We start from the raw sequence: 25,100 nt of genomic DNA, 5'->3' as shown, positions 1-25,100 counted from the left end.
GGCCGCGAATGTTACTGGTCGGTAGAGTTTTCGGCTCGGTGACCGGCTCGGGGCGCGACTCCCGCCGGTTCCGGGAGTGGTCGTGCTCCTTTCGTTATCCGCACTCGGACGGATATGGTGCGTGCACTCAGGAACGTCTCTTCCGACCACTCCACCCGCAGCCGCACCTCCTCGACACCGAGCGGTGTGGCGCGGGTGTGGGTCGGCGGCGGAAACCGGGTGGAAAGTGAGCTGTGAAGATGAGTGACGAATCGCCACCTCGGCAGCGGTGGTGGAACATCGAAGGGTGGGGCCTTCGCTGGAAGGTGACCGCCGTTCTCGCCGTTCCCGTGACCGTGGCAATGGTGCTGGGCGGCCTGCGCGTGCAGCAGGAGCTCTCCAACGCCGTCCACTTCTCGTCCGCTGCCGACCAGGTGGCCGTCGTGCCCGACCTCGTCGACTTCGGTACCGCCTTCGGTACCGCCTCCGCGACGCTGGCGGCCGGCACCGGCATCACGAACGAGATCGAGAACCTCGACGCGACACTGGAACGCGTCCGGGCGGTGTCCCAGAATCCGGAGCTGGATCCGGTCATCGCCGCGGACCTCACCCGCACCGTGGCCGCCGCCGAGGCGCTGCGAGACCGTATCGCGGCCGGCAACATCCCGCTCCCCGAGCTCAACGAGCAGACCAATGCCATCCGCAAGGACCTGATCCGCATCGTCGAGGCGATCGTCGAGCCGATCGAGGATCCGTCCGTGCTCGCCGAGGGCACCCGGCTCGTCGACGCCTGGGCGTCGCAGCGCTACCTGTTCGATCAAGTGATGGGCATCGTGGCGATCCTGCGGGACCCGGACCAGCCGGGCACCACCCTGGTGTCCGCGTCCGGCTCCGAGCTCGCCATGCTCGAGACGCTCGCCCGGTCGTATCCGGCGTCCGACGCCCAGATCCAGGAGCTGCGCAACGGCGTCGCCGAGCGCACCGCGATGATCGACGCCGCCGGCGACGGGCCGCTGCCCATCCTGAACCTGCGCTCGTCGCTGCTGCAGAGCGTCGAGGTCTACGGCACCCTCATCGACGAGGCGTCCGACGCGATCAGCGAGACCGTTCTCGCCCGCGCCTCCGACACCCGCTCCGCCGCCCTCCGCGACACCGCGATCGTGCTCGGTGCCCTGCTCGCCGCGCTCGTCCTGGCGCTTCTCGTGTCGCGGTCGCTCGTCGGCCCGATCCGCCGCCTGCGCTACGGCGCTCTCAAGGTCGCCCGGCAGGAACTCCCCGACGCCATCGACCGCATCAAGGTGGGTGACAACGTCGAGGACATCGAGTTCACGCGGGTCCCGGTGCACACGACCGAGGAGGTCGGCCAGCTCGCCCGCGCCGTCGACGACATGCACGGGCAGGCCCTGCGCCTCGCCGGCGAGCAGGCCCACCTCCGCCTGCAGATCAACGACATGTTCGAGACCCTCGCCCGGCGCAGCAAGTCGCTCGTCGAGCAGCAGCTCGGCCTCATCGAACGACTCGAGTACGAGGAGAAGGATCCGGCCCGGCTCGAGAGCCTGTTCCGACTCGACCACCTCGCGGCGCGCATGCGCCGTAACGGCGACAACCTGCTGATCCTCTCGGGCACCCGGATGCGGCGCGGCCACTCCGCGCCCGTACAGCTCGGTGACATCCTGCGTGCCGCGATGTCCGAGGTGGAGGACTACCAGCGCGTCCAGATCGGCTCGACGCCGGAAGGCGCACTCAGCGGCACGGTCGCCACGGACATCGTCCACCTGCTCGCCGAGCTCGTCGACAACTCGCTGCGGGCGTCCCCGCCGGACAGCACCGTGACGTTCAGCTTCGCACGGGCTGTCGACGGTGGCCTGCTCGTCGAGATCGCCGACCGCGGTATCGGGATCCCGGCCGAGGAACTCGACGCGATCAACGAGCGGCTTGCTCTCGGTGGCGAGGTCGGTCCCGACACCGCCCGCCACATGGGTCTGTTCGTGGTCTCGCGCCTCGCGGCGCGGCACGGCCTCACCGTGCGGCTGCGCCCGACGTTCGACACCGCACGCAACCCGGGCATCACCGCCAGCGTCCACATTCCCGACGTGCTCCTCGTCTCGCCGCTCGCCCTGTCGCAGACCGGGCCGCAGCCGCGCATGGGCGAGGACGGCCGTCCGGCCGAGGCCCTGGCTCCGCGGCCGCCGCGCGACGTCGCGGCCCCGGCCCTGCCGGAACGCACCCCCGCGCCGGAATCGCCGCTGCCGCAGCGCCAGCCGGCACCCGTTCCTCCGGAGCCATCCGCGGGTCTGCCGCAGCGCCAGCCGGGGACCACTCCCGGTCTGCCGCAGCGCCGCCCCGGCTCGACTCCCGGTCTGCCGCAGCGTCAGCCGGGTGTCACCCCGGGTCCTGTGCCGCGCCAGCCCACGCCGCTGTCGGAACTGCCCCGACGGCAACCCGGTCCGACGCCGGTCCTGCCGCCGCGCCGCTCGGAGACGGTCTCGTCTGCTCCTGCTCCCGCCGCGGCCGCTCCGGCCTCGCCCGAGTCGGCTCCGTCGTCCGCGGGCAGCGGTCTGCCGCAGCGCCGGCCGGGTGCCACGCCGGGTCTGTCGCCGCAGCCGGCTCCGGCCACCGCGGGCAATGGTCTGCCGCAGCGCCGGCCGGGTGCCACGCCGGGCCTGTCGCCGCAGCCGTCCGCTGCTGTGCCGGGCAGCGGTGCGTCGGGGAACGGTGCGTCGGGGAACGGTGCGTCGGGCAGCGGTGCGTCGGGCAACGGTCTGCCGCAGCGCCGCCCTGGGAGCACTCCCGGGCTGCCGACGCCGCCGGCCGCCGCCGATTCCTCCCTGCCGCAGCAGCATTTCGAGCAGTCCGCAGACCCGGCCGCCGCGTCCGCCGGCCACGGCAGCGCAGCAGCCGACGGGCAGCCGGGCCGCGCCGCACGGCATCGGTACCGGACGAACCCGGCCAAGACGGCCGCGTTCTTCCAGCCGCGCCCCGACGTCAACTCGCTGCGTCCGGGTGCCGGCACGCCGATCTTCGCCGACATGATGTCGAGCTGGCTCGTCGATCCGACGAGCCTGCCGGAGGACCGTCGGCCGGAGTGGAACTCGCGGGCGGACGTCGGTTGGAGGGCCGCCCAGGAGGCGGCGCAAGCCCCGGTGGAGCAACTCACCACCGCGGGTCTTCCGCGACGTGCACCCGGTCATAGGCTGGTGCCCGGTGCGGTCGCCTCCCCGGCGACCGGATCTGTGCCGGCTGTTCGGCGGCGCGACCCGGAGGCCATCCGGGCCAACCTGAGCCGTCACCAGCAAGGGGTTCGCAACGGGCGGGCCTCCGCGCACGCGTCCACCCAGACCGACGAACAGGGAGTTCGATGAACATTGACCATGGATCCGACGTAACTCGTCCTCTGGACTGGTTGGTGTCGAACTTCGCGCGCGAGGTTCCCGGCGTCTCCCACGCCGTGCTCGTGTCCGCGGACGGCCTCCTGATGGCGGCCAGCGCACACCTGCCTGTCGACCGTGCCGAGCAGCTCGCTGCCGTCACGTCCGGCCTGGCCAGCCTGTCCAACGGCGTGTCCCAGCTCTTCGAGGGCGGCGGAGTGCTCCAGTCCGTCGTGGAGATGCAGCACGGTTACCTGCTGCTGATGAGCGTGGGTGACGGCTCGCACCTTGCGACCCTGACCGCCTCGGAATGCGACATCGGACAGGTCGGTTACGAGATGGCACTCCTGGTCGATCGTGTGGGGGCGTCGGTCGAGGCCACTCCGCGCATCGGTCTGGGGTCCTGACGTCGAGGTGGCCATGGAAGAACGCAAGCCGGAGTCGCCGCCGGCCCAGCCCAGTCTGGTCCGGCCGTACTCACTGACTTCGGGACGGACCAGCCCCGCGGTCGAGCTGGCGTTGGAGGCACTGATCCAGGTCCTCCCGGGCACGGACGACCGTGCCCGGGACCTGGACAACATCAATGCCACGATCGTGGCTTTGTGCAGAGAGTCCCCGTCGGTCGCCGAGATCGCGGCGCGGGTGGGTGTGCCGATCGGGGTGGCGCGCGTACTCGTGGCGGATCTCGTCGAAGCCGGGCACGTACGGATCCTGGCCACCCTGAAAGACGATTCGAGCGACGCGGAGCGTCGTGAGCTGATTGAAAGGGTCCTCAGTGGACTTCGCGAACTCTAACTCCCCGAAGCGGGTGACCTCGACGAAGATCGTGATCGCCGGGGGCTTCGGTGTCGGCAAGACCACGTTGGTGGGGGCGGTCTCGGAGATCGTTCCGCTGCGCACCGAAGCGCTGGTCACCAACGCCAGCGACGGCGTCGACAACCTGAGCGCGACGCCGCAGAAGGCCACCACGACCGTCGCGATGGACTTCGGCCGGATCAGCCTCGCCGAGGATCTCGTGCTGTACCTGTTCGGTACGCCGGGGCAGCACCGGTTCTGGTTCATGTGGGACGACCTGATCCGAGGTGCGATCGGTGCCATCGTGCTCATCGACACCCGGCGTCTGGACGAGAGTTTCGCGGCGGTCGACTTCTTCGAGGCCCGGAACCTGCCGTTCATCGTCGCGATCAACGAATTCGACGACGCCCCGCGGTACCCGACCGAGGACATCCGTCAGGCCCTCGCGGTCTCGGCGGACGTGCCGATCGTCTCGATCGACGCTCGGCAGCGCGAGTCCGCCAAGTCGGCGCTCGTGACGGTCACCGAGTACGCGCTGCGCAAGCTGCATCAGCCGGTAGCGCCCTGATGGACACGCACGTGCACCTGTTCGGCATGGGCACGTGGGTGATCGTCCTGGCGTACGCGACGTCGGCGATCGGGTTGCTCGTGGGACTGGCCAGTGCCCGCAAGTCGTTGTCCGCCGGTTCGGAACGGGCGCGGCTGTACTGGCTGATGCGAGCCGCGCTCTCGACCGGGGGCGTCGGGGTGTGGCTGGCGCACTTCCTGCCGATGGCGGGTTTCACGGTGGACGGCAGCATCATCCGATACGACCTGCTCGGCATCGTCTTCTCGATGGCGGTGGCGCTGGTGTCCGCCTTCGTCGCCATGGTGGTCGTGCAGCCGAAGCGGGTGTCGCGCCGGGCCCGGCCGTCGCGCGGTGCCGTGGCGGCACGGCTGCTGGGCGGGTCGCTGGTCCTCGGCGCCGGGATCGCCGGCGTGCACTACTCGATCATGTGGGCGATGGAACTGCAGGGCACCGTCGCATACGACCTGACCTACGTGGCGGCGTCCGTGGTGGCGGCCTGCCTCACCGCGGTGGTGGTCCTGTGGCTGGTCACGGTCGCCGACAGCAGGTGGATGCGGATCGGCGGCAGCATCTTCGCCGGCGCGGCGGTGATCGGCGTGCACTTCCTCGCGATGGCGGCGGTGCAGGTGACGGTGGATCCGGCGACCGCGGCCCCGTCGGGGGTCGAGGTGTTCGCCGTCCTCTTCCCGGTGTTCGTGCTCGGCATGCTGATCCTGACGGTCCCGATCATGGCGTTGCTCATGGCTCCCGACCGGGTGGCGGCCGCACTGGAGGCCGAGGCCGAGGCGTGGGCGCAGCAGCACAGCCCGGCCGATCCCCGGCATCCGGCCACCTGAGCGCACGGGGGCGGGACCTGCCCCCGTGCGAATTACATCGATGCGATACGCTCCGATCGCTGTCGAGGGGGCGAAGTCGCAGCCCGTATCGATTCGGTGTGGCGCGCCACCGCACGAGTGCGGACCGACTTCCGCGTGCCACGCTCAGAAGGTCACGATGTCGCACGAAATGCACCACTTCTCCATGGGGATGTGGGTGTTCTTCCTCGCCTATGCCACCTCCGTCGTCGGATCGTTCGTCGGGCTCTCCTGCGCCCGCCAGGCGCTGATCGCCCCGACCGGCCGCGGCCACCGCCGCTGGATGGCCATGGCCGCCCTGTCCGTCGGCGGTGTGGCCGTCTGGCTCATGCACTTCATCGGGATGATGGGCTTCGACGTCCCGGGTACCGCGGTCCGTTACGCGCTGGGACCGACCGTCTTCTCCGTCGCGCTGTCGGTGGCCGCCACCTGGTTCGGGCTCTGGCTCGTGAGCTCCCGCGCCGCGTGGGTGAACCGCGTCCCGTCTCTCGTCCGCCTGTTCGTCGGCGGTCTCGGGATGGGCCTGGCGGTCAGCCTCATGCACTACAGCGGCATGTGGGCCATCCGGATCCAGGGCTCGCTCGAGCACGACACGGCGTTCGTCGTGGCCTCGGTGGCCATCGGTGTCGTCGCGGCCACGGTCGCCCTGTGGCTCGCGCAGGCCGCGGACCGGTGGACGCTCCGGGTACCGGCCGCCCTGCTCATGGGCTGCGCGGTCGTCGCGCTGCACTACACCGGCATGGCCGGTGTGCGCGTCCAGGTCGACCCGACCGTCCCGCTGCCGGCGGGCCAGACCGTCACCGCCCTGCTGTTCCCCTCCTTCGTGCTCGGCATCGTCGTTCTCACCGTGCCCATCGCGGCGCTGCTGCTCGCGCCCAGCCGGAGGGATCTGGCACTGGAACAGGAGTTCGCCCGCTGGACCACCGACGACGGCACCGACTCGTCGCGGACCGTTCCGGCGCGATCGTGACGTGAATTCCGGGCGACGTGCAGGGTCGGTCGAGCGGAATCGCCGCATCGGTCGGTGTGCGAGCTGACCTGCACCTATAGACTCGTGTGGTTGCGAGACGCGCGCCGGGCGGAAGCCCGCGGCGTTCGAGCCGAGTAGAAGAAGGAGCTCATGACCGACACCACGTTGCCGCCGGAGGGGCCGGGGCACGACCGCATCGAGCCCGTCGACATCCAGCAGGAGATGCAGAGCAGCTACATCGATTACGCGATGAGCGTGATCGTGGGCCGCGCCCTGCCCGATGTGCGGGACGGTCTCAAGCCGGTGCACCGCCGCGTCCTGTACGCAATGTACGACAACGGGTTCCGCCCGGACCGCGGCTACGTGAAGTCGGCACGTGCCGTCGCCGAGACGATGGGCAACTACCATCCGCACGGCGACGCCTCGATCTACGACACGCTCGTGCGACTCGCGCAGCCGTGGTCGATGCGCTACCCGCTCGTGGACGGCCAGGGCAACTTCGGTTCCCGCGGCAACGACGGTGCGGCCGCGATGCGGTACACCGAGTGCCGGCTCACGCCGCTCGCGATGGAGATGCTGCGGGAGATCGACCACGAGACGGTCGATTTCCAGCCGAACTACGACGGCCGCACGCTCGAGCCGGTGGTTCTCCCCAGCCGTATCCCCAACCTGTTGATCAACGGTTCCGGCGGCATCGCGGTGGGCATGGCCACCAACATCCCGCCGCACAACCTCCGTGAGGTGGCCGAGGCGATCTACTGGGCGCTCGAGAACTACGAGGCCGACGAGGAAGCCACCCTGGCGGCCGTCATGGAGCGCATCAAGGGGCCGGACTTCCCGACGGCGGGCCTGATCGTCGGCGGCCAGGGCATCAAGGACGCGTACACCACGGGCCGCGGCTCGGTGCGGATGCGCGGTGTCGTGGAGATCGAGGAGGACGCCCGGGGGAAGACCTCCATCGTCATCACCGAACTGCCGTACCAGGTCAACCCGGACAACCTGATCACCTCGATCGCCGAGCAGGTCCGGGACGGCAAGATCGCCGGCATCTCCGACATCCACGACGAGTCGTCGGACCGTGTGGGCATGCGCATCGTCGTCACCGTCCGCCGTGATGCCGTGGCGAAGGTCGTCCTCAACAACCTCTACAAGCACACGCAGCTGCAGACCGGCTTCGGCTGCAACATGCTCTCGATCGTCGACGGCGTGCCGCGCACCCTGCGGCTCGACCAGATGATCCGGTTGTACGTCAACCATCAGGTCGAGGTCATCGTCCGCCGGACGCGGTACCTGCTGCGCAAGGCGGAGGAGCGGGCCCACATCCTGCGCGGACTCGTCAAGGCGCTCGACGCGCTCGACGAGGTCATCGCGCTGATCCGCGCCTCGGCGACGGTGGAGGACGCGCGCACCGGCCTGATCGGGCTGCTCGACGTCGACGAGATCCAGGCCGACGCGATCCTGGCGATGCAGCTGCGCCGCCTCGCCGCTCTGGAACGACAGAAGATCGTCGACGAACTCGCCGAGATCGAGCGCGAGATCGACGACCTCAAGGACATCCTCGCCAAGCCCGAGCGCCAGCGCGCGATCGTGCGGGACGAGCTGAAGGAGATCGTCGACAAGTACGGCGACGACCGCCGCACCCGCATCGTCGCGGCCGACGGCGACGTCTCCGACGAGGACCTCATCGCCCGCGAGGACGTGGTCGTCACCATCACCGAGACCGGCTACGCCAAGCGCACCAAGACCGACCTGTACCGGTCCCAGAAGCGTGGCGGCAAGGGCGTCAAGGGTGCCGACCTCAAGCAGGACGACATCGTCAAGCACTTCTTCGTGACGTCCACGCACGACTGGCTGCTGTTCTTCACCACCAAGGGCCGGGTGTACCGGGCGAAGGCCTACGAGCTGCCGGAGGCCAACCGCACCGCGCGCGGCCAGCACGTGGCCAACCTGCTGGCCTTCCAGCCGGACGAGCGGATCCAGGGCGTCATCCGGCTCAAGTCCTACGAGGACGCCCCGTATCTGGTGCTCGCGACCCGCAACGGCCTGGTCAAGAAGTCGCGCCTGTCGGACTTCGACTCCAACCGGTCCGGCGGCATCGTCGCGATCAACCTGCGCGGTGACGACGAACTGGTCGGCGCGGTGCTGTGCTCGTCGGACGACGACCTGCTGCTGGTGTCCGCGAAGGGACAGTCGATCCGTTTCGCGGCGAGCGACGAGGCGTTGCGGCCGATGGGCCGGGCGACCTCAGGTGTGCAGGGCATGCGGTTCAACGAGGACGACGCCCTGCTCTCCCTCAACGTGGTCCGCGAGGGCACGTACCTGCTGGTCGCGACGTCCGGCGGGTACGCCAAGCGCACCCCGATCGAGGACTACATGGCGCAGGGCCGCGGCGGCAAGGGCGTGCTGACCATCCAGTACGACCGCAAGCGTGGCACTCTGGTCGGAGCGCTCATCGTGGACGACGACGACGAGCTGTACGCGATCACCTCGGGCGGTGGCGTCATCCGGACCCCCGCGAAGCAGGTGCGCAAGGCCGGCCGACAGACGAAGGGTGTGCGGTTGATGAACCTGGGGGAGGGGGACACGTTGCTGGCGATCGCACGCAACGCCGACGAGCCCGAGGAGAGCGCCGTACTCGAAGCGAAGGAGTCGTAAGTGAGCACTCCCCAGGGACCGAACGGGGCCGAGCAGGGGCCGCCCGCTCAGCCGCCGAAGGGACAGAACGGACGAGAGGTGCCCGGGAAGCAGGCTCCCGAGGTGAAGCCGGAGGGCGCTGCGGCGCCGTCGGACGCGCCGGGTGCCGCCCGGAACCCCGCCGCGGGAGCGAACCCGGGAGCGCCGGCCGACGGCGCGGCGAAGCAGGGTCCCGCCACGCCGGAGAGCGGGACGTCGCCGGCGGGGCGTCCCGGGCAGCAACGGCCGGGTGGGCCTCCCACGCCGCCGTGGCAGCGCGGGAGTCAGCAGGAGGCGCCGCAGAACGTGCCGCAGACGAATCTGGCCCGCCCGGGTCAGACGTCGTCCTCGACCGGGCGTCCCGCGGTGCCCACCTCGGGCGGCGCTGTGGGTGACAAGACCGCCACGCGGCCCGGGGGTGACAAGACCGCCACGCGGCCCGGCGGCGCGGCCCCGACCGGATCGGCGCAGCCCGCAGGACAGCAGCCGGGCCCGGCGAAGCCGGCGGCGGCTCGCCCCGGCGTGAATCCGGCCGGCGGCCGGTCCGGTGCCGCGACGCCGCCGACCCGCCCGGTGGTCACCGGCACGGCGGCCGCCTCGATGAACGCGCCCACGACGGGGATGCCGGGTGCGGACCGGTCGGCGGCCAAGACGAAGGCGGCCGTCATCGACGGTCCGACGCGGCACATCGAACGCAAGGACCTGGCGAAGGACCTGCCGGACCTGTCGACGGTGAAGCATCCGCTGCCGTCCGCGCCGGCCGAGGAATCCGCGGCTGCGCAACCGGCTGCCGTGGTGGCGGCCGCGGCCCGGGTCCCGGGTGAGCCGCTGCGGGCGACCGTGCAGCTGCGCCGCATCGATCCGTGGTCGATGCTGAAGATCTCCTCGGTGATCTCCGTCTCGTTGTTCTTCGTGTGGATGGTCGCCGTGGGTCTGCTGTACGGCGTGCTCGCGGGCATGGGCGTGTGGGAACGGCTCAACAGCGCCTTCACCGACATGGTGTCCGACACCGGTGGGGGTGGCCTCATCACCGCCGGCCAGGTCTTCGGGTACGCGACGGTGATCGGGCTGGTCAACACGATCCTGCTGACCGCTCTGGCCACCCTGGGGGCGTTCATCTACAACCTGTGCACCGACCTCGTCGGGGGCGTGCAGGTCACCCTCGCAGACCCGGACTGAGCTGGGAAAACGTGACCCCGCCGAGCCGATTTTGGACTTCGCGGCTCGGTGGGGTAGTGTTCCAACTCGGTTCGAGGGCCTATAGCTCAGGCGGTTAGAGCGCTTCGCTGATAACGAAGAGGTCGGAGGTTCAAGTCCTCCTAGGCCCACTCCCCGTGCCGAAAGGGCAGCGAGCATGAAGGTTCTTCTCACTGTGGGAACCGTGGTGCTGGTGGCCGTCGGACTCGCTCGGATGTTGCGGAGCGAGGACGAATGGCACGAGGTCACCGGCCGCTGAGGCGGCAGACGGGGCCTTAGCTCAGTTGGTAGAGCGCTGCCTTTGCAAGGCAGATGTCAGGAGTTCGAATCTCCTAGGCTCCACAACGCACACTCGAATATCGACGACAGGCCCGGACATCACGGATGTCCGGGCCTGTCGTCGTGCCCGGTCACTTCTCCTCGGCGAGCTCGTCGAGGACCGCCGAGAGCCGGCGCATCGCGGCCAGTGCGCCGGCCAGGTCTTCCTCGCCCACGGCGTCGGCCAGGCGACGGGCGAAGGCGGCATGCGCCGGATCGATCCCGGACACCGCCTCGCGTCCCGCCGGGGTCGGCGCGACGAGCTTGGCGCGCCGGTGGGCCGGGTTGGGCAGGTACTCGGCGAGGCCTCGCTCGACCAGCAGGTCGGCGATCCGCTGCACGCTCTGGCGGGTGATCCCCATCGCGCGGGCGATGCCGGCGACCGGCAGGGGTTCGCGCAGCACGGCACCGAGGACCTGCCACCACGCCGCGGTGAGCCCGGCCGGGCGCGCGAGGGATTCGGCGACCTCGAGGAACCGTCCGTTGAGCCGGAACGACGTCAGAGCGAGGCCGCTGAGCAGTTCCTGTTCCGGGCGCTCGCTCATCCGGCCATGAGTTCGTAGAAGCCGGCGGGGTCGCGTCGGCCGTAGAGCTTGAACCAGGATTCGAGGACGTGCGGCTCGAACACCTCGAGGCATTCGAGGATCGCGCGGGCGAACTCGACCGGGGCGGTGGCACTCGCGGTGATCAGATTCCGGTCGGTGACGGCCGGTTCGTCGCGGTAGAGATCCCCGCCCGCGTAGCCCACACTCGCCAGGAACTCGGCGGCGTTGCTCGTGTGCGCGCGATCGTCGAGCAGGCCGGCGAGGGCGAGCCCGCCCGTGGCCCCGCAGATCGCGGCCACCGGGACCCCGGCCTCGAGGAAGTCGCGCGCCCGTTCGGCGAAGGGGGTGAACTGCTCGGTGTTCCAGATGTCGTTGCCCGCCAGGACGAGCATCGCGCTGTTCTCCGGCCGCACCTCGTCCAGGGTGGTGTCGGGGAGGATGCGGATTCCGCCCATGGTGGTGACGGGTTCGCGCGTGGCGCCGACGGTGGCGACGGCGTAGCGGCCGGGATGCTTGTGCCAGAGGGGCTTGTTGATGTGGGCGATCGCATGACCGACCTCCCAGTCGGCGAAGGTGTCGTACACGGCGACATGCACTGTCTCAGTCATGACAATATGCTGTCGATTTGACAGCCTGTTGTCAATAGGGGGCACCCGGAAGATCTCAGCCCGTTTCACGTGAAACGTCGATGAGCTCGAGCAGATCGCGGACCGCCCGGCGGACCTCCTCCAGGTTCCGGCCGGATTCGATGAGTTCGGTGCCCTTGTGGACCACGGCGCCGACCAGTTCGGCGGCCAGTTCCGGATGCGTGGTCCCGTGCTCACGCAGGGCCTCGACGAGGGGGAGCACGAGCTCGCGGTGCAGCGTCTGCATGCGTTCGTCGGTGAAGGCCTGCGGCGTGACCGTGGCGAGCGCTCCGACGAGCGCGTGCTCGCCCTCGGCGACGAGCCGGAGGTTGGCGTCGACGTACGCGAGTACCCGGCCGGCCGGATCGCCGGCCTCGTCCATGGCGGCGATCACCTTCGCGTTCCAGCGCGGGAACATGTCCTCGACGACCGCGCGCAGCAGATCCTCCCGCGACCGGAAGTAGTGGTAGACGCTGGAGCGGGCGAGCCCGGCCCGGGCCGCGACCTCGCCCAGGCTCGGCGGGCGCTCCGGCGACTCGGTCAACAGTGCGTGAGCCGCATCGAGGAGTGCCCGTAGTTGGGTTGCGCGATGCTCGGCGACGGTAGCCGCAGAGATCTTCGGCACGGGCCCTCCTCGTGCGGTCAGCCGCGGGCGTGCAGCCTGCCGTCCACCATCTCCAGGATGCGGTCGCAATGCTCCAGCACGTCGTGGTCGTGGGTGACCATGATGCCAGCCACCCCCGCATCGTGGGTTTCCCGGGCAAGCAACTCGACCACCTCGTGGCTGCGGGTGCGGTCGAGGGCGGCGGTCGGTTCGTCGACGAGCAGCAGCGCCGGCCGCGAGACGAGGGCCCGGGCGATGCCGACCCGCTGGCGTTCGCCGCCGGAGAGCTGTCCGGGTCGCCGGTCGGCGCGATGGCTCATCCCGACCGCCCCGAGCAGCTCGTCCGGATCACGTCCGGGGCGACCGGTGATCTTCGGGACCAGCCGGAGCTGGTCGCGGGCGGTCAGGGCGGGAACGAGGTTCCCGGACTGGAAGACGAAGCCCACCCGCTCTCGCCGCAGCCGGGTCAGCGCCCGATTCGGCAGGGCGGAGACGTCGATCCCCGCCAGCGTGACGACACCCGTGGTGGGGCGGGTGAGACCGCCGGCGACGGCCAGCAGACTCGACTTGCCGGCGCCGGAGGGCCCGACGATCGCGACGAGCTCACCGGCGGCGACGTGCAGGTTCACGTCGTCCAGTGCCACGACGGTGTTGTCGCCGTCGCCGAAGCGGAGGGTGACGCCGGACAGGGCCAGGCCGGTGGTGGGGATGGTCGAGGTGGTCATCGGTTCTCTCCGAGGGCGGTGAGGGGATCGACGCGGGTGACGCGGACGACGGCAACGGCCGCGCCCAGCAGTCCCAGCAGGACCAGGATCGCGGCGCCGGACGCGACGGGGCCGGTCTCGAGCGCGAACGGCATGCCGCTGCCCTCGAGGCCCGACCCGAGGCCGAGGCCGAGGAGGACTCCGACGGTCACCGACGCGAGGAGCACGACCGTCGCCTGTGCCAGGCCGTCGCGCAGGAGGAAACCCGTGGAGGCGCCCATGGCCCGCAGCACGGCCAGTTCCCGGGAGCGCTGGACGGTCCAGATGCTGAAGAAGGCGCCGACGACGAGGGCGGAGATCGCGTACAGGAAGCCCTTGATGAGGGACATCGTCATCATCTCGGCGGAGTAGCCGGGGGAGGCGTCGAAGGATTCCTCGAGGGTCTTGGCGGCGGTGCCGGCGGCGGCATCGCCCGCGGCGAGGTCGGGCAGCCGGTCGTCGACACCCCGGACGGCGACGACGCTCGCCTCGGTGTAGACGCGCGGATCGGGTAGCTCGCCGGCCCGCGTGCCGGCGTGGATCGCCTGCCAGGTTCGCAGCGGCAGGTAGGCGACGTCGACGTGGCCGAAGGTGCGCTTGTCGGCGGTGAAGCCGGCGACCGTGAGTTCGGTGCCGAGGCGCTCGAGGACGATGGTGTCGCCGACGGCGATGCCCGCCTCGCGCACGGTGTCGCTGACCAGGATGTCGGTGTCGCCGGTGAGGGGACGCCCCTCGGCGGGCGCCGGTTCGAGGAACGAGCCGGGTTCGACGCCGAAGAGGGTGAGGTCGACCGGTGTGCCGGACGCGGTCCGGGCGTTGACGATGGCGTTGCCGAGCAGCGCGGCGTCGGCGACGTCCGGCCGGGCGCGCCACGCGGCGGCCTGGTCCTCGGTGACGACGGATCGCGAGAACGCCGAGTCGGTGCGGGTGCCCTCGGCGAAGGCGAAGGCCTGGACCGGGGTGCGCTGGAGGGCCGAGACGCCGTCTGCCACGAGGCCGGAGGACAGGCCGGACAGGATGACCATCAGCACCGCCACCAGGGCTACGACGGTTCCCATGAGGAGGAAGCGGGTGCGCGCGAACCATAGTTCGCGCAGCGCGAGGAACATGTGGGCTCCTGAGGAAGATTTACCGACGGACAGTCGACATCTTATCGACAATGTGTCGGTAAGTTCTGTGAGGCCGGTTACTACTTCCGGTAGTAGGAGGCGCGTATCCTGGCTGCATGTCTGCCGAGAAGGACTTCGCCGCACGCGTGCGCGGCGCCTTCGTCGGCGGCATGTCGGGGGCGGTGAGCATCGCCGCCCATGCGCTCGCCGGCGGGGCCGCGCCGGGACAGGCATCCGCGGTGTTGCTGCTCGCCGCCGCGGCCGCGGTGGGTCTGCTCGCCGCGGGCACGCGCCTGCCGATCGTCGGCGTGCTGGCCGCCGGGCAGGTGGTGGGCCACGGTGTCCTCTCCCTCGACACGGGACACGTCCACGTCCCCGGCGCGGGCATGCTGGCCGCCCACACGGCCGCGATCGTCGTCGCGGCGCTGCTCGTCCGCGGCGCCGAACACGGCTGCCGCGTCGGGCTCACCGCGGTGCGGCGCGCGAGTGTGCCGCCGTTCGCGCCGGCGCCCGTCGCCGTTCCCGGCTGGACGCCCGTCGCACACCATCCCCGGGTGCGGCGCGGCCTGCTCGTCGCCGCAGGTCTCGGCACCCGAGGTCCTCCCCACACGGTCTGATCCCAGCCCACCTCACGGTCACCGCTACGCGGGACTGCGCGCACGCGTGCGCACCCGGACCGATTTCGGAGAACCTCATGAAGAAGACCCTGTTCCTCGCTGCCGCCGCGGCCGCGACCCTGTTCGCCGCCGGATGCTCGTCCGACGAGCCGGCCGCCGCCTCCGCGGACTCGCTCACCGTCTCCTCGGCGTGGGCGAAGGCCGCCGAATCCGGCATGACCGGTGCTTTCGCCGAGCTCGAGAACACCGGCGACTCCGACATCCACATCGTCTCCGCCGCCAGCCCCAGCTCGGCCCGCACCGAGATCCACGAGATGGCGGCCGGCGACGGCGGCGCCATGGTGATGCGCGAAAAGGAGGACGGCCTGGTCATTCCCGCGCACAGCACCCACTCCCTCGCGCCCGGCAACGACCACCTGATGCTGATGGACCTCGTCGAGCCCGTCCTGCCCGGCACCGAGGTGACCTTCGAGCTGACCTTCGAGGACGGCTCGACCACCGAGTTCACCGCGCAGGTCCGCGACTTCTCCGGCGCACGGGAGAACTACCAGCCGAGCGCCGGCATGGGGGCGAACCACGGTGGCTGAGCTGAGCCGGCGGCGCCTCCTCGGGGGCGGCGCCGCCGTCCTCGGCGTCGCGGGCATCGGCGCGGCCGGGATCGGGACGGGCCTCGGCTATGCCGCCACGCGGGAGCCCGAGCCCACCGGCGGGCGCACCGTCGCTTTCCACGGCGTGCACCAGGCCGGCATCGACACCGAACCGCAGGCCTTCGCCGCGTTCGTCGCCCTGGATCTGCGCCCGGGCCTCGACCGGCGGGCGCTCGTCGGGATCATGAAGGTGTGGGCCGAGGACGGCCGCCGGCTCACCGAGGGCAGCCCTGCCCTCGGCGACACCGAGCCCGAACTCGCCCACGATCCCGCGCGGCTGACCGTGACCGTCGGATTCGGTCCCGCCGTGTTCGACGCGGCCGGCCTGGCGGCGCAGCGGCCCGAGTGGCTGCGGCCGCTGCCCGCGTTCTCGATCGATCGCCTCGAGGAGCGCTGGTCGGGCGGTGATCTGCTGGTTCAGGTCTGCGCCGACGACCCGGTCACCGTCTCGCACGCGACCCGCACGCTCGCCAAGAGCGTGCGGTCGCTGGCCACCGTGCGCTGGGTCCAGCGCGGGTTCCGCAACGCGGCGGGCACCAAGCCCGCCGGCACCACGATGCGCAACCTCATGGGCCAGGTCGACGGCACGGTCAACCCGGCCGCGGGAAGCACGGACTTCGACCGGCAGGTGTGGAATCCCGGCACCCCGGCCTGGCTGGCCGGGGGCACGTCCGTGGTGGTGCGGCGTATCCGCATGGAACTCGACACGTGGGACGAGCTGGACCGGCCGGCCCGTGAACTCGCCGTGGGCCGGGACCTGGCCTCGGGGGCGCCGTTGACCGGCAACCGGGAGCACGACGATCCGGACTTCGCCGCCACCGACGTGCACGGCATTCCGGTGATCCCCCCGGAATCGCACGTCGCGCGGGCGCGGCCCCGGAACGCGAACGAGCGGTTCCTGCGGCGCGGCTACAACTACGACGACCCGGACGGCGCCGGGCTGCTGTTCGCGTCGTACCAGGCCGACGTGGACGCCCAGTTCGTTCCGGTGCAGCAGCGGCTCGCCGAGCACGACGCGCTGAACCCGTGGATCACGCCGATCGGGTCGGCGGTGTTCGCCGTCCCACCCGGATTCGGCCCCGGCGGATATCCGGGGGACACCCTGCTCGAGGGCTGACGGGCAGCGCTCCCGGCCGGGATCTGCTCGACGATCCCGGCCGGGGGTCCGTCGTACCTACAGTTTGTATGGTTCCCGTCACGCCCCGCCGAAATGGCGCTACCGTCGAGATGGACACGCGTCCATCGGGGCGAGGGAGGGTGGGCACACTCATGACCACAGCACTGCCGGAACGTCAGGGCTTCGGAACGCTGCGCGCGGGAGGTCTGCACTGGGACGCCTTCCCGCTGCGGCTGTTCGCGAAGGGTAACGCGAAGTTCTGGGATCCGCTCGAGCTGGACTTCAGCCGGGACGCGGCCGACTGGAACGAGCTCAACAGCGAACAGCACCGCAGCGCCACCTATCTCGTCGCGCAGTTCGTGGCCGGCGAGGAGGCCGTCACACAGGACATCCAGCCGTTCCTACGGGCGATGGCCGCCGAGGGCCGGCTCGGCGACGAGATGTACCTGACCCAGTTCTGCTTCGAGGAGGCCAAGCACACCCAGGTCTTCCGCCTGTGGATGGACGCGGTGGGCCTGACCGCGGACCTGCACTCCTACGTTGCGGACAATCCGTACTACCGGCAGCTGTTCTACGAGGAACTGCCCCATTCGTTGCGCGTCCTCGAGACCGATCCGAGTCCTGCCAATCAGGTCCGCGCCAGCGTCACCTACAACCACGTCATCGAGGGCAGTCTCGCCCTCACCGGGTACTACGCCTGGCAGAAGGTGTGCACGAAACGCGGAATCCTGCCCGGAATGCAGGAACTCGTGCGCCGGATCGGCGACGACGAACGCCGGCACATGGCGTGGGGCACGTTCACCTGCCGCCGCCACGTCGCAGCCGACGACTCGAACTGGGATGTCGTACAGCAGCGCATGGGGGAGTTGCTGCCGCTGGCGCTCGGCATGATCCAGTGGGTCAACGACCAGTTCGAGGAGCAGCCCTTCGGCCTCGACCCCGACGAGTTCGTCGCCTACGCGGCCGACCGGGCCCAGCGGCGGCTCGGGGCCATCGAATCCGCGCGCGGCCGGCCGGTCGAGGAGATCGACCTCGACTACAGCCCCGAGGTGCTCGAGGACAAGTTCGGCGCGGAGGACGCCGCGGAGCTGAACTCGCTCACGGAGGGCTGAACTCCGCGGTAGTAACAATCCGAACGGTCAGAGCAGCGCGACGGCCGCGAAGGCCAGCAGCAGGATCACTGCCACCACGGCCCCGATCGCCGAGTAGTTCCTGCTCGGCCGCGTGGTGACGGTGGTGACCGTCGCCCCGAAGGCCTCGTCGGCGCTGCTGTCATCGGACCGGGTGTCATCGGACCGGGCGTCGCCGGACCGGGGGTCGGAGGCGGTCGTCGCCGGGACGGGTGCGGGGCTCCCCGGTGCGCCGGCCGCCCTGTCTCGTTCCGCGGCCGCCTCGGCCCGCGCTCGTTCGGCCGCTTCGAGTTCCCGGATACGTGGGATGCCACCGGTGAGGACGTCGGTGACGTCGTACGACGGTGGCAGTCCGATCCGCGCCTTGACCACGCGCGCGGGCGTGAAACCCGCCGCCAGGATGGCGGCACCGAGGGCGGCGGTCTGCTCGGGGCCGGGGCCGACGAGAGTGCGCACGCCGAGTTTCGCGGCGAGGCTGTCCGCGATGGACTGCACATGCGAGCGGTCGCGCGCGACGAACCCGTCGCCCATCACCACCACGGCGTCGAGGTTGTGCGAAAGCCAGCCGAACGCGCCGAGCGCGGTAGCCAGCTGGGCCGCGGGAGACGGGGCGCTCTTGGCGGCGAAGCGGAACGCCTTGCCGGCCGACACACCGGAGCGCACGAGATTGACGGTCGAGCCGCCGTCGTCGACGTGGAAGATGCCGACGAGTTGTCCGGGGGTCTCCGAGATCTCCGACGCGTACCAGGTGGCCGCGGCCTCGGCGTCCGAGACGAGGGCGATGTGCCGCAGATCCGCGTAGTCGAGCGCGGCCCGCAGCGCGGCCACCGTGGACTGGTCCCACCGCGACGGGTAGGTGGCGGTGACAGCGGGCAGACCCCCGTCGGGCCCGCCGTCCGGCGGCAGCGGCTGGCACTCGTGCAACAGGCAGGCGATCGCCGTGGCCATCGAGTCCTCGGCCCGGTAGATGCGCCCGTCACTGGCGGTGACGCCGGCGGGATCGCCGACGCGGCCGAGGAAGCCCGACAGGTAGCGGGCCTCGCCGGCGGGATGCGGGGCGCCGCCGAGGACGGTGGTGCCGTCGGAGTCGATGTGCAGGACGGTGTCACGGGCTATGACGACGGGATCGGGGCTGCCGGGGTCGTTGGAGGCGAGCACCGCGGTGGACACCACGCTCCCGATCCGGAGACCGACTCCCACAGCCATGTCACACCTCCCGTAGACAACGATCGGCGTACATCTTGCTACCGACTCGGCCACGTCCGGGGAAGCCGCGCCGTAGGACCGCGCGGGAGATTGCCGTGCCCACTAGGATCCGCGCGTGACATAAGCACAGCCCGTGTGCCCCTGCGGTTACCAGGCCGATCACCCGGTGGTCGTTCGCGCTGCTGCTGCGGGAGCCGGACTGGTTGCGCGAGCCGCTCGGCCCGGATGTGGATCCGGGCATGCGGTGGCTGCCGTTCGTCACGTTCTGGCAGGTCACGCTCGACATGGTGTTCTCCGCCGACGTCCCGTCCGGGTTCGGCCACGCGTACGGGCCGGAGGCCGCGCAGTTGTGGGCGGACATCCTCGCCCCCGACGGCTGGGACGACGCGGCCACCCACCGGGTGCAGAACGCCCTGCCCGCCCAGCCCGGCGACGAGTGACGCCGCTCCGTCGCCGTGGCACCGTCAGGTTCTCGGCCGGAACGCCCGCCGGGGCGGGAACGCCTGCCGGGCGTGGGTCAGCAGGAACACGCTGATCACGATCACCCACGCCGGGAAGACGAGCGTGAGCCACAGCGCCTCGGTCACCGCGAACAGCAGGACCAGGGCGAGCAGGTACGTGGGTAGGACCAGCCATCGGGGCATGAGTCCGGTGCGCAGCCAGATGGTGGCCAGCGAGATCATGAAGACCGCGGCCATGCGGATCGAATAGACGTTGCTGATCTGCAGGATCAGCGCGTGCGCGAAGGCGGCGGATTCCTGGGCGGGCACCGCCTCCGCCCGGTCCGCCAGGAGCAGCCCGCCGGCGCTGGCCATCGTGACGAGGATCAGCGCCAGGAACAACAGGCCGCTACCGACGAAGACCGTCGAGAAGAACTGGTCCTCGAGGTCTCCCAGCCGGTGCCGGAGCGCACCGATGAACCACAGGAACGCGATACAGGCGAACTGGGCCAGCGTCAGCGCCACGGTGAGCCGTGAGCGGCCGGCGTCCAGCCACTCGGTGCTGCCGAAGGGATCGGCGGGGATCGCCTGACGGATCAGGACGATGCTCGTCGCGAACAGGACGGCGAACACGATCCCGACGACGGCGGCGGTGTGCGGTGTGGTCAGTCGGTGCAGTTGCGGTTCGCTGCGCTCCCCGGTCATGACCGGATTGTCCCCGACCAGCGGCGATGCCCGGGGGCGAACGACGGACCGCGGTGCGAATCGGGGTTCACGAGCCCCCGGATCACGTACTTACGCGCCGGTAAGTTAGGTGTTACAGTGCGTACCGCTTGTGTCGTCCGACACACGGACAGCTACCTGTGAAGGGACCATGGGGATGGGGATGGGGATCACAAGACGGTGGATCGGCGCTGCGGCGACGGCCGCGGCACTGACAGGAGCGATGCTTGCCACGCCGGCGACGGCGAGCGCGGATGCGAACTTCTACGATCCTCCGCTCGACCTGCTCGGAGCCTCCGGCGACGTCCTCCGCAGCGGGCCGTCCGACCTCTCCATTCGCGTCCCGTCGCCGCAGGGCGTGTTCCCCGCGCAGGGCACCCGGCTGCTGTACCGCAGCCTCGACGCCACCGGCGAACCCAGCGCCGTCGGCGGCACCTACCTCGAGCCGTCGCTGCCGTGGAACGGGCCGGGGCCGCGACCGCTCGTCGCCATCGCGCCGGGCACCCAGGGCCAGGGCGACCAGTGTGCACCGTCCAAGCAGCTGAACTCGCTCGTGTCCTACACCCCGCCGCTCGACCTGTTCACCGAGTACGAACTGCTCTCGATCAACACCATGCTGCTGCAGGGCATCGCCGTCGTCGTCACCGACTACGACGGGCTCGGCACACCGGGGCACCACACGTACGTCAACCGGCTCGCCGAGGCGCACGCGGTGCTGGATGCGGTCCGGGCGGCGCAGAGCCTGCCCGCCACGTCCATCACCCCCGACGGTCCTGTCGGCCTGTGGGGGTACTCCCAGGGCGGCGGTGCCGTGGCTGCGGCCGCAGAACTGCAGCCGACCTACGCGCCCGAGCTGAACGTCGTGGGGGCCTATGCCGGCGCGCCGCCCGCGGACCTCGAGGCCACGCTCAGCCAGGTCGACGGAACGGCGCTCACCGGCGTGATCGGCTACACGATCAACGGCCTCGGCGAGGCCTACCCCGAGCTCCGGGATCTCGTCGACGCCGAGGTCAACGACCGTGGACGCGAGATGCTGCATTCGGTGGCGAACCAGTGCGCGCCGGAGACGATCTTCCGTTACGGCTTCCAGCGCACGAGCGACTACACCCGCACGGGTGAACCGCTGAGCGTGGTCGTCGATCGGTTGCCGGAGGCGAAGGAAGCCATCGCCGCGCAGCGGATCGGACGTCTGCAGCCGTCGGTGCCGGTACTCGTGCAGCACGGGACGATGGACGACATCGTGCCCTACGGACAGGGTCGCCAGCTCGCGGCGGACTGGTGCGCCCTCGGCGCCACCGTCCAGTTCTCCCCGAACACCACCCCGCCCGTCCTGCCGGGCCTGGCCGTCAATCACGCGCTTCCTCTGGTCGCGGGGATGCCCGAGGCGGTCGCCTACCTGAACGACCGGTTCGCGAATCGGCCCGCCCCGTCCAACTGCGGCGCCTTCTGACCCACCACGGCGTTGGATCCGCCGCAAGGGGCGGTCAGCCGCGACAGCGATTGCTGTCGCGGCTGACCGGAGCCCGCGCGGCCGGCGGCCCGTTCACACCACCGGATGGTCGGCGCCGAGGAATCTGCGGGCGAGGTTCTGCTCCACCGACGGCCCGGGCGACCATTCGGCGATCCACGGGCCCGTACCCTCGCTGGGATCGATCACGCCCTTCTCCAGCCAGGTGTAGCGCCCGTCGAGGACGTCGGCCGTGAGCTGCCGGTCGGCATCGTCGGTGTGCGTCCACAACGCGGCGAACAGCGAGTCCACGCGGAGCTTCGCCTGGAGGCAGAAGACGTCGGCGAGTTCGTAGGCCGCGTCCGTATCGGGGTGGCCGTCGGTGTGGTACATCTGCGCCCGCACGCAACTCGCCGACATGGCGAACAGCTCCGCGCCGATATCGACGAGCCGCCCCAGGAAATTCTGCCGCCTCTCCAGACCGCCCTGCCACCGGGCCATGCCGTAGAACGTGGACCGAGCGAGCTTGCGTGAACACCGCTCCACGTAGCGCAGATGGTGTGCCAGGGGACCGAATTCGCCGTACGAGGTGGGTAGCTGGCCCCTGCCCGCCACCAACTGGGGCAGCCACTTGGCGTAGAAGCCGCTCGCCTTGGCGGCGGCCCGGGCCTTCGTGTCCAGAGTGGCTTTCGGATCCGCCAGCTCACCCGCCACCCGCAGGTGGGCGTCGACGGCTTCGCGGGCGACGAAGAGCCGCATGATCTCGCTCGAGCCCTCGAAGATCCGGTTGATCCGCAGGTCCCGCAGGAGCTGCTCGGCGGGCACCATCCGCTCACCCCGGGCCGCGAGCGACGCCGCCGTCTCGTAGCCGCGTCCCCCTCGGATCTGCATCAACTCGTCGGCGATCTCGCAGGCCACCTCGCTGGACCACAGCTTGGCCAGGGCCGCCTCGATGCGGATGTCGTTGCGGTCCTCGTCGCACATCTGGCCGGTCAGTTCCACCACGGCCTCGAGGGCGAACGTGGTGGCGGCGATGTATCCGATCTTGCCGGCGATCGCATCGTGCCGGCCCACCGGCCGACCCCACTGGACGCGGGTGCCGGACCATTCCCGGGCGATCTTGAGCGCCCACTTGCCCGCACCGGCGCACATCGACGGGATCGCGAGCCGGCCGGCGTTGAGGGTGGTCAGGGCGATCTTCAGGCCGTCGCCCTCGCGGCCGATGAGGTTCTCCTTCGGCACCCGCACCTTGTACAGCCGGGTGAGGCCGTTCTCGATCCCCTTCAATCCCAGGAACGAATTGCGGCGTTCGACGGTGATGCCCGGGGTGTTCGCCTCGACGACGAACGCCGAGATGCCACCGCGGTGGCCCTCGCTGCGCGGCACCCGCGCCATCACCACCAGCAGTTCGGCGACCACTCCGTTGGTGGTCCACAGCTTCAGGCCGTCGAGTTCGTACGCGTCGCCGTTCTCCACCGGCACCGCCGTCGAGGCGAGACGGGCGGGATCGGAACCCACGTCGGGTTCGGTCAGCAGGAAGGCCGAGATCGCCCCTCGCGCACACCGCGGGAGGAAAGCGCGTTTCTGTTCGGGTGTCCCGGCCAGCTTCAGGGGTTCGGGCACTCCGATGGATTGATGCGCCGACAACAGAACGCCCAGGCTCGGGTGGGCGCTGGCCACGAGCATCAGCGCGCGGTTGTAGGCCACCTGCGACAGTCCCAGGCCGCCGTACTCCTGGGAGATCTTCATGCCGAAGCAGCCGAGCTCGGCCAATCCGGCGACGTATTCGTCGGGGATCCGGGCCTCGCGCTCGATGCGGCTGCCGTCCACACCCTCGCAGAAGCGGCGAAGCTCTGCCAGGAACCCTTCGGTACGGGCCTCCTCGTCGGGGGTGGGCCGCGGGAACGGATGGATGAGGTCGAGGGTCAGACGTCCGAGAAACAACTCCTTTGCGAACGACGGCTTGTGCCAGGTGGTCTCGCGGGACTCCTCTGCGAGCGCGCGCGACTGTTCCTCGCTGGCGTGTACCTGTTGTGCCATGTGATGCCTCCCCGATAGGACTGCTACCGGCGAGTATCCACCTGTTCTGTGATGCACATCACGCGATTCGGCGGATCGGTACCCATGAGTAACCGACGGCGCGGGGGTGGGGCGGATCACGGTCCGACGGGGCTGCCGTCGCGACAGAGCCCCCGCCCGTGTCCGTAGGCTGGACATGTCATCGACGACGTACCCGAGCACCTCCACCTTCCCGCTCGCGCGGACCACCGCTGGAGGCCGACATGGAATTCCTCGCGTCCGTACCTGTTGTGCTGCTGTTGACCGTCCTGATCTATGTCGTGGCCGGCCGGATCGTCGACCTGGAAGTGCGCGTCACCGAACGACAACTGCAGAAGGAAGGGCAGGCCGCGATCGACGCGACCTGCCCGGGATCCGATTCCGTCCCGTGACCCCGGGCGGAACTCAGTCCTGCTTCTTCGGGCCCCCTGCGGGACCGGCCGACGGCTTCGGCTTCGCCGTGGTTCCCTTGCTGCCGGCGGCCTCGCTCTTCGGCTCGGCGGCCGGCTTCGGAGCCGTTCCCTCCTTGGCCGCGTGCTTTCCGGTCGGGGGCGCCTCGGCAGTCCCCTTCGGGACGGTGGTGGGCTCGGCCGTCCCCTTCGTGGCGGTGGTGGGCTCGGCCTTCGGCGTCGCGGCTGCCGTCGGGGTCGCCTTCGGCGTCGGCGCGGGCACCGCGGGGGCAGCCGTCCCGCCCTCGGGCCGAGGTGCGGCCTTCCTCGTCGCGGCCGATTCGGGCTTCGGGGCCACGGCCTCGGGCGTCGCGGCCGGCCCGGGCTTCGCCTCGGGTGCGGCAGCCTCCGGCTTCGGTGCGGCAGCCTCCGGCTTCGGGGCGGCAGCCTCCGGCTTCGGTGCGGCAGCCTCCGGCTTCGGGGCGGCAGCCTCCGGCTTCGGTGTGGCAGCCTCCGGTGTCGCGACCGGCCCGGGCTCGGGGGTGACCGGCTCGATCCGCGGCGGCTCCGGCGCGACCGGCGGATGATCCCCGAGACGGCTGCGGTAGAACACCACTCCGCCGGCGGCGACGACGCCGAGCGCGCCGACCGTCACCAGGATCCTGCGGCCCCGCCCGCGGGGTGCTGCCTCGATCGTCGCCGCGGCTCGCGCGCGGCGGCACTCCCGGCTTCCGGCCATGTTCCGGGCGAGGTCGAGACCCTTGCGGGCGACCAGCAGGCCGGTGAAGAGCGGCCCCCGCGCGAGGGCCGTAGCGCCCTGCCCTGCGAGCTTCAGGTAGCCACCGGCGCCCTCGGACTTCTTCGGGGGGCGCACGAGTTCGCTGCCGGCGCCGGACCCGATCTTGGTTCTGGACTCGCTCACACTCGTCATGTACCCACTTTTGCACAGCGGATCCCCGCGGCCGGGGTTCGCGAGA

Annotated in this window: 23 protein-coding genes, 2 tRNA genes and 1 pseudogene; 17 read left to right on the top strand and 9 right to left on the bottom strand. The window is 70.7% G+C overall.

Annotated elements, in window-relative coordinates; translation table 11 throughout:
* The first annotated feature begins 239 nt into the window (after window positions 1–239).
* The 10 genes from OCS65_RS01190 (at window position 240) to OCS65_RS01145 (ending at window position 10,746) form a co-directional block, all read left to right on the top strand.
* Window positions 240–3,341, top strand: a complete 3,102-nt coding sequence (locus OCS65_RS01190) for an ATP-binding protein (protein ID WP_185713365.1) — start codon at window positions 240–242, stop codon at window positions 3,339–3,341.
* Complete coding sequence (locus OCS65_RS01185) at window positions 3,338–3,754, top strand: roadblock/LC7 domain-containing protein (protein WP_006934478.1); 417 nt, start codon at window positions 3,338–3,340, stop codon at window positions 3,752–3,754. The genes OCS65_RS01190 and OCS65_RS01185 overlap by 4 nt, the downstream gene beginning before the upstream one ends.
* Before the next feature lie 13 nt (window positions 3,755–3,767).
* On the top strand, window positions 3,768–4,142 hold the full coding sequence (locus tag OCS65_RS01180; protein ID WP_006934479.1) for a DUF742 domain-containing protein: 375 nt from the start codon (window positions 3,768–3,770) through the stop codon (window positions 4,140–4,142).
* A 13-nt stretch (window positions 4,143–4,155) separates the two neighbouring features.
* Complete coding sequence (locus tag OCS65_RS01175; protein ID WP_006934480.1) at window positions 4,156–4,710, top strand: GTP-binding protein; 555 nt, start codon at window positions 4,156–4,158, stop codon at window positions 4,708–4,710.
* Window positions 4,710–5,546: an MHYT domain-containing protein gene (locus OCS65_RS01170; protein ID WP_029546809.1), complete on the top strand. Its 837-nt coding sequence runs from the start codon at window positions 4,710–4,712 to the stop codon at window positions 5,544–5,546. Before OCS65_RS01175 ends, OCS65_RS01170 begins: the two co-directional genes overlap by 1 nt.
* Window positions 5,547–5,703: 157 nt before the next feature.
* Window positions 5,704–6,534 carry an MHYT domain-containing protein gene (locus tag OCS65_RS01165; protein ID WP_050034258.1) on the top strand — a complete coding sequence of 277 codons (831 nt, stop codon included), beginning with the start codon at window positions 5,704–5,706 and terminating at the stop codon, window positions 6,532–6,534.
* 150 nt (window positions 6,535–6,684) lie between these two features.
* On the top strand, window positions 6,685–9,189 hold the full coding sequence (gene gyrA / locus OCS65_RS01160; RefSeq protein WP_006934483.1) for a DNA gyrase subunit A: 2,505 nt from the start codon (window positions 6,685–6,687) through the stop codon (window positions 9,187–9,189).
* Window positions 9,190–10,386, top strand: a complete 1,197-nt coding sequence (locus tag OCS65_RS01155) for a DUF3566 domain-containing protein (protein WP_043799099.1) — start codon at window positions 9,190–9,192, stop codon at window positions 10,384–10,386.
* 75 nt (window positions 10,387–10,461) lie between these two features.
* Window positions 10,462–10,535: transfer RNA gene (locus OCS65_RS01150), tRNA-Ile, on the top strand.
* Between the two features lie 138 nt (window positions 10,536–10,673).
* Window positions 10,674–10,746 (top strand) — tRNA-Ala (locus tag OCS65_RS01145).
* 68 nt (window positions 10,747–10,814) lie between these two features.
* On the opposite strand, the gene OCS65_RS01140 is transcribed toward OCS65_RS01145, so the two are convergent.
* From OCS65_RS01140 to OCS65_RS01120, 5 genes are read right to left on the bottom strand one after another with little or no spacing between them, the layout of a single operon-like run.
* The gene (locus OCS65_RS01140) at window positions 10,815–11,267 is read right to left on the bottom strand and encodes a MarR family winged helix-turn-helix transcriptional regulator (protein WP_263508493.1); all 453 of its coding nucleotides are present in this window, start codon (window positions 11,265–11,267) and stop codon (window positions 10,815–10,817) included.
* Complete coding sequence (locus tag OCS65_RS01135; RefSeq protein ID WP_029546812.1) at window positions 11,264–11,875, bottom strand: type 1 glutamine amidotransferase family protein; 612 nt, start codon at window positions 11,873–11,875, stop codon at window positions 11,264–11,266. The genes OCS65_RS01140 and OCS65_RS01135 overlap by 4 nt, the downstream gene beginning before the upstream one ends.
* 55 nt (window positions 11,876–11,930) lie before the next feature.
* Window positions 11,931–12,518: a TetR/AcrR family transcriptional regulator gene (locus OCS65_RS01130; RefSeq protein ID WP_006934487.1), complete on the bottom strand. Its 588-nt coding sequence runs from the start codon at window positions 12,516–12,518 to the stop codon at window positions 11,931–11,933.
* Window positions 12,519–12,535: 17 nt separating this feature from the next.
* On the bottom strand, window positions 12,536–13,222 hold the full coding sequence (locus OCS65_RS01125; protein WP_168578828.1) for an ABC transporter ATP-binding protein: 687 nt from the start codon (window positions 13,220–13,222) through the stop codon (window positions 12,536–12,538).
* A complete protein-coding gene (locus OCS65_RS01120; protein ID WP_006934490.1) occupies window positions 13,219–14,349 on the bottom strand; it encodes an FtsX-like permease family protein in 1,131 nt (376 codons plus the stop codon). Before OCS65_RS01120 ends, OCS65_RS01125 begins: the two co-directional genes overlap by 4 nt.
* A gap of 116 nt (window positions 14,350–14,465) precedes the next feature.
* Here OCS65_RS01120 and OCS65_RS01115 point away from each other — a divergent pair, with 116 nt between their 5' ends.
* The 4 genes from OCS65_RS01115 (at window position 14,466) to OCS65_RS01100 (ending at window position 17,842) form a co-directional block, all read left to right on the top strand.
* On the top strand, window positions 14,466–14,966 hold the full coding sequence (locus OCS65_RS01115; RefSeq protein WP_029546814.1) for a hypothetical protein: 501 nt from the start codon (window positions 14,466–14,468) through the stop codon (window positions 14,964–14,966).
* Between the two features lie 77 nt (window positions 14,967–15,043).
* Window positions 15,044–15,553: a copper chaperone PCu(A)C gene (locus OCS65_RS01110; protein WP_006934494.1), complete on the top strand. Its 510-nt coding sequence runs from the start codon at window positions 15,044–15,046 to the stop codon at window positions 15,551–15,553.
* A complete protein-coding gene (locus OCS65_RS01105; protein ID WP_006934496.1) occupies window positions 15,546–16,730 on the top strand; it encodes a Dyp-type peroxidase in 1,185 nt (394 codons plus the stop codon). The genes OCS65_RS01110 and OCS65_RS01105 overlap by 8 nt, the downstream gene beginning before the upstream one ends.
* A gap of 152 nt (window positions 16,731–16,882) precedes the next feature.
* Window positions 16,883–17,842 (top strand): R2-like ligand-binding oxidase, encoded by a 960-nt coding sequence (locus OCS65_RS01100; protein ID WP_006934498.1) that lies wholly within the window; start codon window positions 16,883–16,885, stop codon window positions 17,840–17,842.
* Window positions 17,843–17,869: 27 nt separating this feature from the next.
* Here the strand turns inward: OCS65_RS01100 and OCS65_RS01095 are convergent, their stop codons facing one another.
* A complete protein-coding gene (locus OCS65_RS01095) occupies window positions 17,870–19,066 on the bottom strand; it encodes a DUF7159 family protein (RefSeq protein ID WP_065923251.1) in 1,197 nt (398 codons plus the stop codon).
* A 155-nt stretch (window positions 19,067–19,221) separates the two neighbouring features.
* Here OCS65_RS01095 and OCS65_RS01090 point away from each other — a divergent pair.
* A pseudogene (locus OCS65_RS01090) lies at window positions 19,222–19,506 on the top strand (alpha/beta-hydrolase family protein); the annotation flags it as partial.
* 24 nt (window positions 19,507–19,530) lie between these two features.
* On the opposite strand, the gene OCS65_RS01085 reads toward OCS65_RS01090, so the two are convergent.
* Complete coding sequence (locus OCS65_RS01085) at window positions 19,531–20,211, bottom strand: hypothetical protein (RefSeq protein WP_043799086.1); 681 nt, start codon at window positions 20,209–20,211, stop codon at window positions 19,531–19,533.
* Between the two features lie 175 nt (window positions 20,212–20,386).
* On the opposite strand from OCS65_RS01085, the gene OCS65_RS01080 reads away from it, so the two are divergent.
* Window positions 20,387–21,679, top strand: coding sequence for a lipase family protein (locus OCS65_RS01080; RefSeq protein WP_420833225.1), 1,293 nt, complete (start codon window positions 20,387–20,389; stop codon window positions 21,677–21,679).
* 93 nt (window positions 21,680–21,772) lie between these two features.
* Here the strand turns inward: OCS65_RS01080 and OCS65_RS01075 are convergent, their stop codons facing one another.
* Window positions 21,773–23,716, bottom strand: coding sequence for an acyl-CoA dehydrogenase family protein (locus OCS65_RS01075; protein WP_029546820.1), 1,944 nt, complete (start codon window positions 23,714–23,716; stop codon window positions 21,773–21,775).
* Between the two features lie 242 nt (window positions 23,717–23,958).
* Here OCS65_RS01075 and OCS65_RS01070 point away from each other — a divergent pair, with 242 nt between their 5' ends.
* The gene (locus OCS65_RS01070; RefSeq protein ID WP_164528058.1) at window positions 23,959–24,126 is read left to right on the top strand and encodes a hypothetical protein; all 168 of its coding nucleotides are present in this window, start codon (window positions 23,959–23,961) and stop codon (window positions 24,124–24,126) included.
* 13 nt (window positions 24,127–24,139) lie between these two features.
* Here OCS65_RS01070 and OCS65_RS01065 read toward each other — a convergent pair whose 3' ends face one another.
* On the bottom strand, window positions 24,140–25,054 hold the full coding sequence (locus OCS65_RS01065; RefSeq protein ID WP_263508481.1) for an alginate biosynthesis protein AlgP: 915 nt from the start codon (window positions 25,052–25,054) through the stop codon (window positions 24,140–24,142).
* Window positions 25,055–25,100 lie beyond the last annotated feature (46 nt).

The sequence above is a fragment of the Rhodococcus aetherivorans genome (assembly GCF_025722975.1).
In the GTDB taxonomy this organism is placed as follows: Bacteria; Actinomycetota; Actinomycetes; order Mycobacteriales; family Mycobacteriaceae; genus Rhodococcus; species Rhodococcus aetherivorans.
This window is presented reverse-complemented; position numbering and strand designations above follow the sequence as displayed.